Below are 16029 nucleotides of genomic sequence, written 5' to 3'. Positions count from 1 at the left end.
TCCAATGGGTACAAGATGGTGTTTTTTCACAATAGAACAACCAGAACAAATGTGCTATAATGGCTTTGAAAATGCGTCGGAAGATAAAGAGGAAGGGGTGACCGAAGCATGAAGGAGCGAACCTACATTTGCTGTGATCTAAAATCGTTTTACGCAAGTGTGGAGTGCATCGAGCGTGGGCTGAATCCACTGGACACCAACCTCGTGGTGGCGGACCTGAGCCGCACTGAAAAGACCATCTGTCTGGCGGTCACACCTTCCCTGAAGTCTTATGGCATTTCCGGTCGAGCCAGGCTGTTTGAGGTGATCCAACGGGTCAAGGAGGTCAATGCCCAACGGCAGCGGAATACCCCTGGCCGGCAGTTCACCAGCGCTTCCTCTCACGACCCGGAGGTACGGCGAAATCCTTCCCTGGCCCTCGACTATATCGTGGCTCCACCCCGGATGGCCCACTATATTGACTGGAGCACCCGCGTCTACAGTGTTTACCTCAAGCATGTGGCGCCGGAGGACATCTACCCATACAGCATCGATGAGGTGTTCATCGACGCCACCAGCTACCTGCAGACCTACCATCTGTCGGCCCGTGAATTTGCCCGGAAAATCATCCTCGACATTCTGCAGACGACCGGTATCACCGCTGCGGCGGGCATTGGGACGAATCTGTATCTGGCCAAGGTCGCCATGGACATTGGCGCGAAGCATGTCCCCGCCGATGAATACGGCGTCCGCATCGCAGAACTGGATGAGATGGGCTATCGCCGCTCCTTCTGGACCCACCGTCCGCTCACCGACTTCTGGAGGGTGGGAAAAGGCTATGCCGCCAAGCTGGAAGCCAACGGCCTGTACACCATGGGAGATATTGCCCGGTGTTCTATCGGGCAGCCTACAGATTATCACAACGAGGAACTGCTCTATAAACTGTTTGGTGTCAACGCAGAACTGCTCATCGACCATGCCTGGGGCTGGGAACCCTGCACCATTGCGGACATTAAGGCATACAAACCAGAAAACAAGAGCATCGTCTCCGGGCAGATTCTGCAGTACCCATACCCATTTGAAAAGGCAAGGCTGGTCATCCAGGAGATGGCCGATGCACTGGCGCTGGAATTGGTAGATAAGCGGCTTGCGACCAACCAACTGGTCCTCACAGTAGGCTATGACATCGAAAACCTCAAGGGTACAGTCTACACCGGAGAGGTCACCACGGACCGCTATGGGCGCAAAATTCCCAAGCATGCTCATGGTACAGTCAATCTGGACGGATATACTTCCTCCGGCGAGGAGCTGCTCAAGGCAGCCACCAGCCTGTATGACCGGATCGTAGATAAAACCCTGCTGGCCCGCCGGCTGACCCTCTGCGCCAATCACCTGCTGGACGAGTCTTCTGTGCCGGAGGATTTGCCGGAGCAGATTGACCTGTTTACGGACTACTCGGCAAAGGAAAAGCAGAAAAAAGAGGCTGACACTGCCCATGCACGGGAGAGAAAACTCCAGGAAACCATGCTGGACATCAAAAAGCGTTTTGGCAAGAATGCCATCCTCAAAGGACTGAATCTGGAGGACGGCGCCACAGCCAGGGAGAGAAACAACCAAATCGGAGGTCACAAAGCATGACCGGACCATACGATGATATCATCAACTTGCCGCATCCTACCTCAGCCAAGCACCCGAGGATGCCGCTCTCAGACCGTGCGGCCCAGTTCGCACCCTTTGCGGCCCTGTCCGGCCACAGCGCCGCCCTTGTGGAAACGGCCCGGCTGACCGACCAGCGCATGGAACTGGACGAGGATGCCAGGGCTGCCTTGGACTCAAAACAGCAACTGCTGTTGGAGCGGATCAAAGAGCGGCCGGAAATCACGGTGACCTGGTTCCAGCCCGACGCAAAGAAAGACGGCGGCCGGTATATCGTATCAACCGGGAGGCTGAAAAGAATCCATGAGGCGGATCAGGTATTGATTCTGGTTGATGGCTTAAGGATACCGATAGGCGACATCGTTGAACTGGAAAGTGAGTGCATTCGGGGGCTTCTTTGAGAGAAATTGAAAAGCTGTGTACAGTGTTTGCGCCAACATACGACTAATTTTATAAGTTATAACTGATAAAATTAGATTATATCAGTTGATTTTCAGTTGTAAATGGGATATACTGAGGTCAACGATAGAAAGGAGGCGTTCCAATCATGATCAAACGAGAACTGTATATGAACCGCATCCGTCCCTTCATTGGGGGCGAACTGATTAAGGTAATGACCGGCATTCGCCGCTCCGGTAAGTCGGTGATGCTGGAACTGATCAAAGAGGAACTGGCGGAGGCTGGTGTTGCCCCGTCTCAGATGATCTCAATCAATTTTGAAGATATGCGGTACTCCCATCTGCAGACCGCAACGGCTCTGCACGATGAGATCATAAAACGGGCAGAGGGCATCGAGGGAAAAGCGTATCTGTTTTTTGACGAGATCCAGGAAGTAGAGGGCTGGGAAAAGTGCGTCAATTCTTTGCGAGTGGCGCTGGACTGCGATATCTACATTACGGGCTCCAACGCAAAACTGCTGTCCGGTGAACTGGCCACTTATATTGGCGGACGGTATGTGGAGTTTGTGATTTACCCATTCTCCTTCGCTGAATTCCTGGAACTGTACCACACAATTGCACCAAGCGATTCGATCCAGCAATGCTTTCAAAAATATCTGCTGGCCGGAGGAATGCCCTATCTGGCCAACCTCCGGTATGAGGAAGAACCCTCCCGGCAGTATCTCACAGATCTATTCAATTCTGTGCAGCTCAAAGATATCGTAAAACGGAACAAGATTCGGGATATTGATTTGCTGGAGCGCATCATTGCGTATATGACCGCAAATGTCGGAACAGTTTTCTCAGCGTCCTCTCTGGCTAAGTTTTTCAAAAATGAGCAGCGGACTGTCGCGGCAGAAACCATCCTGAACTATGTGCGGTACTGCTGTGACGCATATCTCTTCTATCAGGTAAAGCGCCAGGACCTGCAGGGCAAGCAGATACTGGCCTCCAACGAAAAGTATTATATTGCGGATCACGGTATTCGGGAGGCTGTGTTCGGCGGGAACATGAAGGACATCAACCTGATCCTCGAAAACATTGTCTACATGGAACTGCTGCGACGGGGTTATGTTGTCACAGTAGGCAGAGCAGGAGAAAAAGAAATTGACTTTGTATGCGAAAAAAGAGGAGAAAAACTCTATGTGCAGGTAACATACCTGCTGGCCTCTGAAGATACGGTGAAACGGGAGTTCGGTGCATACGATGGCATCCAGGACAATTTCCCCAAGTATGTCGTATCCCTCGACGAGTTTGACATGAGCAGGAACGGGATCAAGCACCGGAATATCCGTGACTTCCTTCTGGCGGAAGAATGGAATTGAGAAAGCGGTAACATATCAGGGCGTGATTGGCGAGGAGGTGACGCATAAGTGAGTGGAAGCAGCCCGAAAAGCATATCAATATCAGGTGTCGAAACCGATATAACCATCGGCAAAGAACTGGCTGCCGTTGCGCAGAAATCAAAGGCACTGGCCTCACGCGACTGCTTTGAGCAACTGGAGATGTACCTCCACGGCAGAAGTCATGACCGCGTGTGTCTGCTCTTTGGCCTGCTCCAGACTGGAAAAAACACCATGCTCCGTCAGGCCATTGGCAGAATGACAAAGGAGGACTTGAGCCGTATCGCATACATCAAAGCCCGCAGGACTGACAATATGGCGATGATGAACCGGGATCTCAAGAAGTTGTTTAACGCGGGATTCCGATATGTGTTCATCGACGAGGTCACGCTGATGGAAGACTTTATTGACTCGGCTGCCCTCTTTTCCGATGTGTTCGCCACCATGGGAATGAAGATCGTCCTGTCTGGTACGGACTCCCTGGGCTTCTGGCTGGCAATGGATGAAGAATTGTATGACCGGGCCAAGTCCATCCACACGACCTTCATCCCATATCGGGAGTATAGCCGTCTGCTCGGGATCGACAGCATTGATGAGTACATCCGATATGGCGGCACACTACGCGCCGGAGAGCTGGCCTTTGACGATGAAGATGTGAATGCTCAGGATGCATCCTTCCGGGATGACGAGTCCACCCGAAGATACATCGACACGGCAATCTGCAAGAACATCCAGCACTCCCTGGCCTGCTACGAGTCGGGCGGGCATTTCCGCCACCTGTACTCTCTGTATGAAGCTGGAGAGCTGACCAGCGCCATCAACCGGATCATAGAGGATATGAACCACCGATTCCTGATCTCAGTGCTGACCGATGATTTTCTCTCCCATGACCTGCGGCTCACTGCCGCAAATCTGCGGAAAGAGCGTGACCCCGAAAAGCGCACAGAGGCGCTGGATGCCATTGATACAGAGGCGGTCACCCGGCGTTTGATGGAACTGCTGGATATCCGGAACAAGGAGGAGCAGTCCATCGGTATCACAACTGCTCACATCATAGAGATTAAGCAATATCTTACCGCGTTGGAGTTGATTGTGGATTGTCCCATTGAATCGGCGGACCCCGGAATTGAACCAGTGGAACATATTCTCTTCACACAGCCTGGAATGCGATATTGTCAGGCCCAGGCCCTTATCCATTCCTTGTTAAAGGATGAGCAGTTCTCGGCGCTCAGCGAATATGATAAAACGCAGATCACGGGCCGCATCCTTGAAGAAGTCCGTGGCCGGATGATGGAAGATATTGTGCTGCTGGAAACCATGAAGGCGGCCGACAAGGATCACCGTGTTTTCAAACTGCAGTTTGAGGCTGGCGAGTTTGACATGGTCATCTATGACCAGAAAGAAAACTCCTGTGAGATCTTTGAAATCAAACACAGCAGCAAACAGGTTCCCTTTCAATACCGGCACCTCGTCGATGAGGATAAATGCCAGAGGACGGAACGGCGGTTTGGTCCCATCCATGGGCGCTATATCCTGTACCGCGGCGAAGATGCGCAGATGGAAAATGGGGTCCAATACTGGAATGTAGAGAATTATCTGAAGGCTCTGCCAACATTGGATATCGTCCAAGTACAGGAAATCGGTATGCAGTCAATCGAACCTACTCTGTAAAAGGACTATCGCCACTAAGCAGTTACAATTAGAAATTGAAAAGCATCGGCTATCTTTTTAGGATAGCCGATGCTTTATTTTTAGGAGGATTACTATGAACAGGGTACTCAGAATCGACGAAGAAAAGCCTGAAATGCATATCTCGGTTCAGGGCTATAAGGTCACTCTCTGCTTTGCAGAAAAAGAAAATCCTGAAGTTGCTGTATTAGTAAAGCAGGCTCTCCTGAGCGCCTATGCAATGCCCCAGAAATAGAACGACTTGCTGAAGGTCTTGCATTCAGAAGATTTGATGAAGGGATGGTCAGTAAAATGGCTGAAAGAGTCTATTGCTTATACAGAGGTAAGGATCAGGAAAGCATTCTCATGCAGAAGAACGCCTGCCACGATTTTGCAGAGAAAAAAGGCTGGAACATTGTTGGCGAGGAGCAGGAGATCGGCGTGTCCGGCTATAAAGTCAGCACTGATGACCTTGTTAAGTTAAAGCGCATTAGAAAGGCTGCTGAGCAGGGTGAGTTTGATATCCTGCTGGTCTTTATGTATGACCGGCTGGGACGCAATCTCAACGAAACCCCATTCATCGCAGAGTGGTTTACCAAGAAGGGCATCCATGTTTGGAGCGTCTATGAGGGAGAGATCATAGACGGCGTTGATGCAGAACGCATGCTTGACTACATTCGCTTTTGGCAGACTGATGAGGCCCAAAAACTTTGAGCAAAGTACAGGATAACCCAACACACCAGCCCATTTACTGCAGATTTGTTTATAAAAAGATTATCAATTCCCCTGGCTATTCTGGCCGTAGTGTGAGATAATGGGTATGGCAAAAGCCGGGAACCTTGATAATCGAATAGAATGAATTGGGTGTCCGCCCTCTCACACAAAAAACATGAGAGGACGGATATCAATGGCTGAAAGAGTTTATTGTTTATACAGAGTTTCCACCAACAAGCAGGTCGATCACGATGAAAACAACCAGGCAGACATCCCTATGCAGAGAAAAGCCTGCCACGATTTTGCGGCGAAAATGGGCTGGGTCATCGTGGGCGAGGAGCAGGAAACTGGCGTATCCGGTTATAAAGTCAGCGCCGATGACCGTGATAAACTGCAGCTCATCAAGAAGTATGCAGAGCAGGGCAAGTTCGATATTCTGCTTGTCTTCATGTTCGACCGACTGGGCCGCAAGTCAGATGAAACACCCTTCGTTGTGGAGTGGTTTACTAAAAAGGGCGTCCGCGTCTGGAGCGTACAGGAAGGAGAGCAGCGGTTTGAGTCCCACACGGACCGCCTGACCAACTATATCCGTTTCTGGCAGGCCGATGGAGAGAGCCAGAAAACTTCGATGCGCACCAAAACGGCCCTTGGCCAGATGGTAGAGGAAGGCCGGTTCCGCGGTGGAAACGCACCATACGGGTACCGGCTGGAAAAGAGCGGCATCCTCAACAAGCGCAAACATGAGGTGTACATGCTGGTCATTGATGAGGACGAGGCCAGAGTCGTCCGGATGATGTTTGACCTCTGCATTTCGTCCGGTTACGGCAGATGGCGCCTTGCCAACTTCCTCAACGACCACGGGATCAAAAACCGGAAGGGACAAAACTGGCACGACGCCAGTGTGGGGGGCATCCTGCACAACCCGCTCTATAAGGGAATCCTTCGGAGCGGAGAAACCTATGCCGGCCCCTTTGAGGCCCTCCAGATCATCGCCCCAGACCAATTCGACCTGGCGCAGAAACTGATGCTGGAGCGGACCAATGAGCGGAAAGAGCGGCGCACAGTACCGCTGAATACCGCAGGCCAATCCCTGCTTTCCGGGAACATCTTCTGCGGCCACTGCGGAGGCCGGCTGGTGCTCACTACCAACGGGACAACCACCCGCCTTGCGGATGGGACGCCGGTCCATAAAAAGCGTATTCGCTATGTATGCTACAACAAGACCCGGCGCCGTCAGGAATGTACAGGACAGACTGGATACACAATGCACATTCTGGACGGGATCGTCACTGAGGTGCTGCATCAGGTCTTCGACAAGATGCAGGGAGCTTCCAACGACATGATTGTGGGAAGTGCGGTTCAAAAGCAGATGGCAATGATACGCTCGGAATTGCAGCGGGCCAGAGCCGAAAACACCAAGGCCAATAAGGAATATGAATCCCTCAAGTCCGAGGTGCTGAAGGCGATCCAAGGGAAAAGCGCCCTGCCGCAAGATGTGCTGACTGAAATGCTGGAGGATACCCGACAGAAGGTACTGTCCACCAGTGAACGAATCACGACCCTTACCGCAGAACTGAATGATGGAAACTCTAAGATCGAGGAGATGAAGGCCGAGTTCAACCGGATCGTGTCCTGGTCCAAGATTTTTGATGAAAGCCCGATGGAGGTCAAGAAAATGATCTGCGGCTACATCATCAAGAAGGTTTCGGTGTTCCGGGACTATAGGGTCAAGATTGAATTCAACATTAATGTGGAGCAGTTCCTGAATGGTATCGACAGCATCGACGAATGCGCTACCTATGAACTGCCCATGGCGCAATAAGCTCTCACCCTCGCCACGACCACGGCGAGGGGTACATATCGTAAAGGTATGTCCAGTTGACAACATATACCTTCTATGCTATACTGCAACTTGTCTCTCATCAATTGCCGGGGCGGGATATTCAAGCCCTTTCCCAAGCCATCAGGGGGTGCATACCCGATGGTTCGGGAGAGCGCTTGACTGGCAGTCAAGAGGTCAGCGGTTCGATCCCGCTTATCTCCACCAAAAAAGAGAGACATGTTAAAGCATGTCTCTCTTTTTTCCACTATCCGCATGACCTTTCCCGCTCGAAATAGATCACGGCCGATAGGCGGCTCACGTTTTCCGGCAAGTGATTTATTCTCCAAAGAGAAAGGTTGAGCGCCATGGTAATCCACGAGTCCGCAGAGGACTATCTGGAGTCCATCCTGGTTTTGCAGCAGCGGCGGGGGCAGGTGCGGTCCATTGACATCGTCAACGAGCTGGGATACTCCAAGCCCAGCGTCAGCATCGCCATGAAGAAGCTGCGGGAAAACGGTTATATCTCGATGGATGCGGACGGATTCATCACTCTGAATGAAAGCGGGTTGGAAGTGGCCAGCCGTGTCTACGGTCGGCACAAGACCCTCTCCAAGCTCTTTGTCCTTCTGGGAGTAACGCCGGAGGTGGCCTCGGAGGATGCCTGCAAGGTGGAACACGACCTCAGCGAGGAGACGTTCCGCTGCATCCAGCAGTATCTGGAAAAGATGATGGAAGAACAGAAAGAGGACTGACCAAGTCAGTCCTCTTTTGATTAATGCGGCAGGCGGCATCACCGGAACAGCAGCACGGCGCAGTCCACAGCCAGCAGCACCAGAACGGCGATGCAAGCCCCGCGGCGCACCCGGGGCGACAGGCTGTGGACCAGCCGGTGGAACAGGGGCTGGAGCACGTACAGGAACAGCAGTCCGCCTAGTCCGAAGCGGATGGAGGGGGAGAGAGCGATACGGCCCTCAAAGTTGATAGCGTAGTCTCGGTAGGTCTGCCAGGGCCAGGCGCCGGTCAGGGCCTCCAGCAGATAGCTGGTGGCCAGCTCGATGGCGGTGGCGGCGATCATGCAGCCCAGGAACACCAGCACTGGCTTCACCCAGCGGAACCACGCTGGCTCCCGCTTAGCCATCAGGCGGGAGAAGGCCAGCAGGAACACCAGGGCGCCAACGCCGTACACCGGGCAGTAGGGCCCCAGCAGCACACCCCGGTTGGTGAATCCCCAGCGGTAGACCACCACTTCCAGAAACACCTCATACAGCCACCCCAGCATGGAGTAGAAAAAGAAATAGAGCACGTAGGACTGAACAGCTTCCATCCACTTGGATTTGGAGAGAGAACGCATGGGACGCCGCCCCCTTTCGTCTCCACCATCCTATCATGTCAGGCGGCAGGAAGCAAGGGGAGAATGAAGCCGGGCGCTGCGTCCGGTCCGGTGCGTGGTCAGGCCAGCCCGGGCAGCTGGTCCAGGGAGGCGAAGGTGTAGCCCATCTCCTCCCACTTGGTCAGCAGGTCATCCAGGATCGCGGCGTTGGTGGCGGAGGTAGAGTGGAGCAGCACGATGGCTCCGTCGTGGATGCGGGGCAGCAGTTTGGCATAGGCCTCCTCCGCAGAAGGTTGATCGTCCGTGTTCCAGTCCACATAGGCCAGACTCCAGAACACGGTGGTGTATCCCAGCTGTTGGGCCTGCTTCAGATTCTCCACACTGTATTTTCCCTGAGGCGGGCGGTAGAACTTGGAGAGAGGCTGTCCTGTGGTCTCCTGGTACAGGGTCTCCAGGTCCGTCAGCTCCTTCTGGAATGCGGCCATGTCCGAGATGCTGGACATATCCGGGTGGTGGTACGTGTGGTTGCCCACAATGTGGCCCTCTGCCGCCATGCGGCGGACGATGTCGGGAGCAGATTCGATCATATGCCCCACCACAAAGAAGGCGGCGGGGGCATTGTGCTTTTTCAGGGCGTCCAGTATGGCCTCTGTGCAGCCGTTCTCATATCCGCAGTCAAAGGTGAGGTAGAGGACCTTTTGGCTGGTATCCCCCAGGTAGTAGGCGCCGTATTGGGCCAGGTCCTCCGCAGAGGCATTGCCCACTGGGGATTCCCCCTCTGTGGGGAAGGATAGCCCCCAGTCCGCAGCCGCAGGGACCGCGATGGGGGCGGAGGCGGTGAGGGCCGGTGCCGGGGCAGTGAAATAAAACAGCGCGGCGAGCGTCAGGCACAGGGAGGCGGACACCAGCGCCATGGCGCCGCGGCGGTTGGGATTGGACACAAGACATTCCTCCAGTCTGGGCAAATGGATTCGGATCCAGTTTGCGCAGACCGGCGACATTTATGCAGAAAAACCACCGGAACAGAGAAAATAGCGGAGGACAACATGTCCTCCGCTGTCTTCGTGACTAGGGTCAATCTTGTCCCGGCACCTTGGGCAGCTGGGCGAAGCTGGCCTCCAGTTCTGCGTCAGTGGGGATATAGTCGGTCATCTGGCCGTTGTGGAACTTCTCATAGGCCACCATATCGAAGTAGCCGGTGCCGGTGAGGCCAAAGACAATGGTCTTCTCTTCGCCGGTCTCCTTGCACTTCATAGCCTCGTCGATGGCTACCCGGATGGCGTGACTGGACTCCGGCGCCGGAAGGATGCCCTCCACCCGGGCGAACTGCTCCGCCGCCTCAAAGACCTTTGTCTGCTCTACCGCACGGGCCTCCATCAGCCCCTCATGGTACAGCTCGGAGAGCACGGGGCTCATGCCGTGGTACCGCAGACCTCCGGCGTGGTTGGCGGAGGGAATGAAGTTGCTGCCCAGAGTGTACATTTTGGCCAGGGGGCAGACCTTGCCGGTGTCACAGAAGTCGTATGCGAATTTGCCGCGGGTGAAGCTGGGGCAGGAGGCGGGCTCCACGGCGATGAACTGGTAATCCCGCTCGCCCCGCAGCTTTTCACCCATGAAGGGGGAGATCAGACCGCCCAGGTTGCTGCCGCCGCCGGCGCAGCCGATGATGATATCGGGCACGATGTTGTACTTGTCTAGAGCCGCCTTGGCCTCCAGACCGATGATGGACTGGTGCAGCAGCACCTGGTTAAGGACGCTGCCCAGCACATAGCGGTAGCCGGGCTGGCTGGCGGCGGCTTCCACTGCCTCGGAAATGGCACAGCCCAGGGAGCCGGTGGTACCCGGGTGCTCCTTCAAAATGGCCCGGCCTACGCTGGTGGTATCGGAGGGGGAGGGGGTGACGGCGGCGCCGTAGGTCCGCATGACCTCCCGCCGGAAAGGCTTCTGCTCGTAGCTGACCTTCACCATGTAGACCTGGCAGTCCAGCCCCAGGTAGGAACAGGCCATGGAGAGGGCAGTACCCCACTGGCCGGCGCCGGTCTCAGTGGTGACGCCTTTGAGGCCCTGGTTCTTGGCGTAGTAAGCCTGGGCGATGGCGCTGTTCAGCTTGTGGGAGCCGGAGGTGTTGTTGCCCTCGAACTTGTAGTAGATCTTGGCGGGGGTCTGGAGCTTTTCCTCCAGGCAGTAGGCCCGCACCAGGGGAGAGGGCCGGTACATTTTATAGAAGTCCCGGATCTCCTGGGGGATGGGGATCTCCCGGGTGTCATTGTCCAGTTCCTGCCGGATCAGTTCGTCGCAGAACACCGGACGCAGGTCATCGAAGCCCATGGGCGTGCCGGTGGCGGGGTTCAGCAGAGGGGCGGGCTTGGTCTTCATATCTGCCCGGACATTGTACCAATTCATGGGCATCTCGTCTTCGGTCAGGTAGATTTTGTAGGGGATTTTCTCGAATGTCATGGTTGTGCTCCTTTCTGATCTGCGGCCCTTTGGAGAAAAAGAAAAAGACCTTCATCCCACAAGGACCCATTCCTATGGTTCCCTTGGGACAAAAGTCTGCGACTTCTGCGGTGCCACCCAACTTGGCGATTGCTCGCCCACTCGGCGACGTGCCAACACACGTCTTTCCCTGGTAACGGGGGAAAAGCCCGTCGGCGCTTACTGGGGAGAGATCCCGTTCAGCCCGCCCTCTGCGGTCCATTCGGCGGGGCCCCTTCTGCTGCCATCCCACCACCGGCAGCTCTCTTGGAGAAGCGACGTCCGTGTACTCGTCCGCGTCATTGGTTTGTGCTTTTGAACTTGGGCTGAGTGTACAACACGCTGGGCCCGCCTGTCAAGCTTTGAAAAAAACTTTGTGAGTTCATTACAAAAAAGCGTAAAAAATTTCTCTAATTTTCGTTTTGAATTTTGGAAAAACAGGGGCGGGCCATTTGGCCCGCCCCTGGATTTTACCGCTGGTATTCAAATTCAAAATCGTATAGGGAAACAATGTCACCGTCCTGAATGCCCATCTCTTCCAGCTTCTGGAAGAAGCCATTATCCCGCAGCACCTTGTCGAACCACATCCGGCTCTCATAGTCGGCGAAGTTCACGTTGCCCATCACCTGCCGCAGCCAGGGACCCTCCACGATCCAGGTGCCGTCGTCCTCCCGGTGGATGTCCAGCGGGGCGGAGGCATCGATCACCGGGGCCTTCGGCACATACTCCGGCTCATACACAGTGACAGGGGGCAGGACGGAGAGCATCTCCGCCGTCTTCTTCACCAGTTCCCGGGTGCCCTGGTGAGCGGCTGCGGAAATCTCCAGGAGCGTGTAGCCCAGAGCCTCCACATGAGACCGGAGCCGCTCCAGGTTGTCGGAGTCCGGGGGGAGGATGTCCACCTTGTTGGCGGCCACGATCTGGGGCCGCTCCGCCAGGTCCGGGCTGTACTGCTTCAGCTCCGCGTTGATGGCGTCAAAGTCCTCCACCGGGTCCCGGCCCTCGCTGCCGGACACGTCAACCACATGGACCAACAGGCGGCAGCGGTCCACGTGCCGCAGGAAGTCGTGGCCCAGGCCGGCGCCCTCGCTGGCGCCCTCAATGATGCCGGGAATGTCCGCCATGACGAAGCTGACGCCGTCCTCTACCCACACCACGCCCAGATTGGGGAACAGGGTGGTGAAGTGGTAGTTGGCGATCTTGGGCTGGGCCTTGGATACCACGGAGAGCAGCGTGGACTTGCCCACGTTGGGGAAGCCCACCAGCCCCACGTCCGCCAGCAGTTTCAGTTCCAGGATGACATCATGGGCCTCGCCGGGGAGTCCCGCCTTGGCAAAGCGGGGCACCTGCCGGGTGGGAGTGGCGAAGTGGCTGTTGCCCCAGCCGCCCCGACCGCCTTTGCAGAGAACATAGGGCTCGCTGCCAGACATGTCCTGCATGATCTCGCCGGTCTCTGCGTCCCGCACCAGCGTGCCCCGTGGAACCTTGATGACCAGATCTGTGCCGTCCTTGCCGGTCTTCCGGGCCCCCTGGCCGTCGGCGCCGTTGCCGGCCTCGTACTTGCGCTTGTAGCGGAAGTCCATCAGGGTGGACATATTATCATCCACCTGCAAAATGATGGAGCCGCCCCGGCCGCCGTCGCCGCCGTCCGGCCCGCCGGCAGCCACATATTTTTCTCGGTGAAAGGACACGGAACCGTTGCCGCCGTTCCCTGCCCGGACAGAGATTCGGGCCTTATCGATGAAAGAAGTTGCCATGGTTGCACCTCATATTGTGATCTATTCAAAGAATTCCTAATCCTGCCTATTTTATCCGAAAACCTGCCACACGTCAAGAGCGGAGGCGTTCTGCTGAAGCTTCCTGTGTACAAGAATCAAAAGGCGGAAGAGTCTGTGGCGCCGTGGGGCAGGCTGTGTTATACTGGTTTCGCTATAAAATGTTCTGCGAGAAGGGGGCTGTACGATGGAGGACGTGATCCTGCTGGTCATACTGGTGTCTGTCCTGTATCTCCTGCTATGTCTGCTGATTGCCTTTATACGGGCACTGTTTCCTGGGAAAAGGAGCCGAAAATCCTGTTTTAAAGACACATTCTGGATGTTTTTCCTGGAGATCCTGAATCCCCTCAACTGGCTTTGACTGATGCCGGCCAGAAGGTCGCTCTGTTTCTGAAACGGACCATTTCAAGAAAACGCATAACGGCAAAAAACCGCCCCGGTCATTTGACCGGGGCGGTTTGGCTTCCTTATTCAGCCTCGTAGACAGAGACCTGCTTACGATCCTTGCCCAGCCGCTCGAAGCGGACTGTACCGCTGACAGTGGCGAACAGGGTGTCGTCAGTGCCCTTGCCCACGTTCACACCGGGGTGGATGTGGGTGCCGCGCTGACGCACCAGGATGTTGCCGGCCTGGACGAACTGACCGTCGGCACGCTTGGCGCCAAGGCGCTTGGCCTTGGAATCACGGCCGTTCTTGGTGGAGCCGCCGCCCTTCTTGTGGGCGAAGAACTGAAGACCAATACGAATCATGATACGGACCATCCTTTCTGAAGATTTTTAGATGGGGAGGATCAATCATCCTCCAGAACTTCGATGTTGTCGGGATACTCGTCGTGGAGCGCGGAGAAGTAAACCATCAAGCCTGCCAGCAGAGACTGACAGGTGCTCTCCGCCGTGGGGGACAGCCCTCCGGGCAGATGGAGCGAAATGGACGCGTCCTGCTCCCGAACCTTAACCGATGCGGCTAGGCCCAGCACGTCATTGACGGTGGCTTCCACCAGACGGATGGCGCTGGTGACGGCGGCGCAGACGATGTCGGCGCCCGCCTCGGCGTAGCCGCTGTGGCCACGGGCCTCAAAGCCGGTGATCCGGTCGCCCTCCATACGGAATACGACAGTGGTCATACTCAGACGGAGATCTTGCCGATCTCGACCTTGGTGTAAGGCTGACGATGGCCCTGACGCTTGCGGTAACCCTTCTTGGCGTTGTACTTGAAGATGCGGATCTTCTTGCCCTTGCCGTTCTTGACGATCTTGCCCTCCACAGAAGCGCCCTCCACCACGGGAGTGCCGAAGGTGGCTTTGTCGCCGTCCAGGATGGCCAGGACCTGGTCAAACTTCACGGTGTCGCCGGCTTCCTGGTTCAGCTTCTCGATGTAGACCACGTCGCCCTCGGCTACCTTGTACTGCTTGCCGCCGGTCACGATAATTGCGTTCATGTCGTTGTTTCAACTCCTTCATTACGGGCTCGCTGTCGGGGGCGGTCCCGGTGGGACACTTTTTAACCCATTCAAAGCGGCTCAATTAGTATATCAGCCAAAATCTGAAAAGTCAATCATTTTAAAAAAGTTCTTGCAAAATATTTGAATTCTATGTAGTATTTCGCTGTCCGGCCGGACACGAATCAACATATAGGAGGTGGTCGCTTGACCATTGAGAAACTGGGAGACATGCAGATCGCCTATATGCGCCGGACCGGCGGGTATGGCGAAGGCAACCGGCAGCTGATGGAGCAGTTCAAACGATACCTGAGAGAACATGCGCTGCTTCAGGAGGATACAACGATCCTGGGCATCGCTCTGGACGATCCGGCGCAGATCCCGGAGGACCGGCAGAGGTATGACGTGGGCATGATCCTCACCGGCCGAGAAGACCCCTGCGGCCTGCCGGTCCGCACCGTTGCCGGCGGCCGCTGGGCAGTATTTGAAGTCCCCCATACAGAAGAGGGCGTGTCAGATTTCTGGGGAGACCTTCCCCAACGCGCAGCACGGCTGCCTGTGGACGGCACGAGACCCATCCTAGAACGATATGCGCATCCGAAGGTCTCAGCGCATATCTGTGAGTTTTGCGTGCCCTTGCGGGAAAGCAAGCTCAGGGGGATTTGACGCTTGACGCGCGGAGACTGCTCATGCTAGCCTCATACTTGACAGCGTAAGTGGTATATGATATATTCACCTCATAAAGAGCGAAATATACCGCTTTTTGGAACGCTGATTAGGGAGGCCACTTATGAAAAAGCAGATATTGTATGGAATGCTGGGTTTTCTCTCCCTGCTGGGGTTCGCAGGCGTGTTTACGGAAGCGCGGGGATTCCTGGGCTTCTTCGCCTTTGCGGTGGACTTCCAGTACTTCTTTTTGAAGTCTGACGAGATGCTGGAAGCGCAGCTGGCCCGGTCCGCCTCCCGGGCGTTTGTGGTCGGGATGCTGATGATGGCGGCCGCTGTGCTGGGGACCCTGACGCTGGGCGGTTTTACCCCCCAGCGGGCACTCCTTACCGGCTGCACGGTTGGCTGGGCTGCCTCTGTGGTGGTCTACGCCCTGACCGCCGCCTGGTACGGCTTCCGGGAGAGCTGGGGGCTGGAGCCGTGATCCGCAACCGGATGAAGGAGCACCGGGCCCGTCTGGGCCTGAAGCAGGAGGAGCTGGCAAAGCTGGTGGGGGTCCGGCGGGAGACCATCGGAAACCTGGAAAAGGGGCGGTACAACCCCTCTCTGGTGCTGGCCTGGAACATCGCCAAGGTGTTCGGGGTGCCCATTGAAGAAGTATTTACCGTAGAGCCGGACGGCCCAGCGGAACATAGCTGACGGGATACGAGCGCCCGGCGGGGATCAT

The 16029-nt window shown here is 55.6% G+C and carries 18 protein-coding genes and 1 tRNA gene; 12 read left to right on the top strand and 7 right to left on the bottom strand.

Going from position 1 to position 16029, the window contains the following annotated elements:
• Positions 1–108: 108 nt before the first annotated feature.
• The 9 genes from EIO64_RS01765 to EIO64_RS01725 all read left to right on the top strand — a co-directional run bounded on the left by EIO64_RS01765 (position 109) and on the right by EIO64_RS01725 (position 8371).
• A complete protein-coding gene (locus EIO64_RS01765) occupies positions 109–1617 on the top strand; it encodes a Y-family DNA polymerase (RefSeq protein ID WP_009259947.1) in 1509 nt (502 codons plus the stop codon).
• Entirely contained in the window at positions 1614–2036 is a 423-nt protein-coding gene (locus tag EIO64_RS01760; protein ID WP_007487987.1) for a YolD-like family protein, read from the top strand. The genes EIO64_RS01765 and EIO64_RS01760 overlap by 4 nt, the downstream gene beginning before the upstream one ends.
• 146 nt (positions 2037–2182) lie before the next feature.
• The gene (locus EIO64_RS01755; RefSeq protein ID WP_006873635.1) at positions 2183–3397 is read left to right on the top strand and encodes an ATP-binding protein; all 1215 of its coding nucleotides are present in this window, start codon (positions 2183–2185) and stop codon (positions 3395–3397) included.
• A 48-nt stretch (positions 3398–3445) separates the two neighbouring features.
• Entirely contained in the window at positions 3446–5086 is a 1641-nt protein-coding gene (locus EIO64_RS01750; RefSeq protein WP_136890731.1) for an AAA family ATPase, read from the top strand.
• 94 nt (positions 5087–5180) lie between these two features.
• The gene (locus EIO64_RS01745) at positions 5181–5339 is read left to right on the top strand and encodes a hypothetical protein (protein ID WP_007487984.1); all 159 of its coding nucleotides are present in this window, start codon (positions 5181–5183) and stop codon (positions 5337–5339) included.
• A gap of 110 nt (positions 5340–5449) precedes the next feature.
• Entirely contained in the window at positions 5450–5797 is a 348-nt protein-coding gene (locus EIO64_RS01740) for a recombinase family protein (protein WP_238068582.1), read from the top strand.
• Positions 5798–5990: 193 nt separating this feature from the next.
• Positions 5991–7619 carry a recombinase family protein gene (locus tag EIO64_RS01735; RefSeq protein ID WP_110440919.1) on the top strand — a complete coding sequence of 543 codons (1629 nt, stop codon included), beginning with the start codon at positions 5991–5993 and terminating at the stop codon, positions 7617–7619.
• Between the two features lie 144 nt (positions 7620–7763).
• Positions 7764–7844 (top strand) — tRNA-Ala (locus EIO64_RS01730).
• A gap of 140 nt (positions 7845–7984) precedes the next feature.
• Positions 7985–8371, top strand: a complete 387-nt coding sequence (locus EIO64_RS01725) for a metal-dependent transcriptional regulator (protein ID WP_021750078.1) — start codon at positions 7985–7987, stop codon at positions 8369–8371.
• A 38-nt stretch (positions 8372–8409) separates the two neighbouring features.
• On the opposite strand, the gene EIO64_RS01720 is transcribed toward EIO64_RS01725, so the two are convergent.
• The 7 genes from EIO64_RS01720 to rplU form a co-directional block, all read right to left on the bottom strand.
• On the bottom strand, positions 8410–8943 hold the full coding sequence (locus EIO64_RS01720) for a putative ABC transporter permease (protein ID WP_119311912.1): 534 nt from the start codon (positions 8941–8943) through the stop codon (positions 8410–8412).
• Between the two features lie 125 nt (positions 8944–9068).
• Positions 9069–9863, bottom strand: a complete 795-nt coding sequence (locus EIO64_RS01715) for a polysaccharide deacetylase family protein (protein WP_021750080.1) — start codon at positions 9861–9863, stop codon at positions 9069–9071.
• Positions 9864–10023: 160 nt separating this feature from the next.
• Positions 10024–11406 carry a TrpB-like pyridoxal phosphate-dependent enzyme gene (locus EIO64_RS01710; RefSeq protein WP_119311148.1) on the bottom strand — a complete coding sequence of 461 codons (1383 nt, stop codon included), beginning with the start codon at positions 11404–11406 and terminating at the stop codon, positions 10024–10026.
• 488 nt (positions 11407–11894) lie between these two features.
• Positions 11895–13181: a GTPase ObgE gene (gene obgE, locus EIO64_RS01705; RefSeq protein WP_119311147.1), complete on the bottom strand. Its 1287-nt coding sequence runs from the start codon at positions 13179–13181 to the stop codon at positions 11895–11897.
• 485 nt (positions 13182–13666) lie between these two features.
• Positions 13667–13948 carry a 50S ribosomal protein L27 gene (rpmA, locus tag EIO64_RS01700; protein WP_025543765.1) on the bottom strand — a complete coding sequence of 94 codons (282 nt, stop codon included), beginning with the start codon at positions 13946–13948 and terminating at the stop codon, positions 13667–13669.
• Between the two features lie 41 nt (positions 13949–13989).
• The gene (locus EIO64_RS01695; protein ID WP_021750085.1) at positions 13990–14322 is read right to left on the bottom strand and encodes a ribosomal-processing cysteine protease Prp; all 333 of its coding nucleotides are present in this window, start codon (positions 14320–14322) and stop codon (positions 13990–13992) included.
• 2 nt (positions 14323–14324) lie between these two features.
• Positions 14325–14636: a 50S ribosomal protein L21 gene (gene rplU, locus EIO64_RS01690; RefSeq protein ID WP_119311146.1), complete on the bottom strand. Its 312-nt coding sequence runs from the start codon at positions 14634–14636 to the stop codon at positions 14325–14327.
• A gap of 207 nt (positions 14637–14843) precedes the next feature.
• On the opposite strand from rplU, the gene EIO64_RS01685 reads away from it, so the two are divergent.
• The 3 genes from EIO64_RS01685 to EIO64_RS01675 all read left to right on the top strand — a co-directional run bounded on the left by EIO64_RS01685 (position 14844) and on the right by EIO64_RS01675 (position 16001).
• Positions 14844–15302 (top strand): AraC family transcriptional regulator, encoded by a 459-nt coding sequence (locus EIO64_RS01685; RefSeq protein WP_119311145.1) that lies wholly within the window; start codon positions 14844–14846, stop codon positions 15300–15302.
• Between the two features lie 124 nt (positions 15303–15426).
• Positions 15427–15786, top strand: a complete 360-nt coding sequence (locus tag EIO64_RS01680; RefSeq protein ID WP_021750088.1) for a DUF3796 domain-containing protein — start codon at positions 15427–15429, stop codon at positions 15784–15786.
• Positions 15783–16001 (top strand): helix-turn-helix transcriptional regulator, encoded by a 219-nt coding sequence (locus tag EIO64_RS01675; RefSeq protein ID WP_025543763.1) that lies wholly within the window; start codon positions 15783–15785, stop codon positions 15999–16001. Before EIO64_RS01680 ends, EIO64_RS01675 begins: the two co-directional genes overlap by 4 nt.
• The last annotated feature ends 28 nt before the right edge of the window (positions 16002–16029 follow it).

Source organism: Dysosmobacter welbionis, from assembly GCF_005121165.3.
Lineage (GTDB): Bacteria > Bacillota > Clostridia > Oscillospirales > Oscillospiraceae > Oscillibacter > Oscillibacter welbionis.
This window is presented reverse-complemented; position numbering and strand designations above follow the sequence as displayed.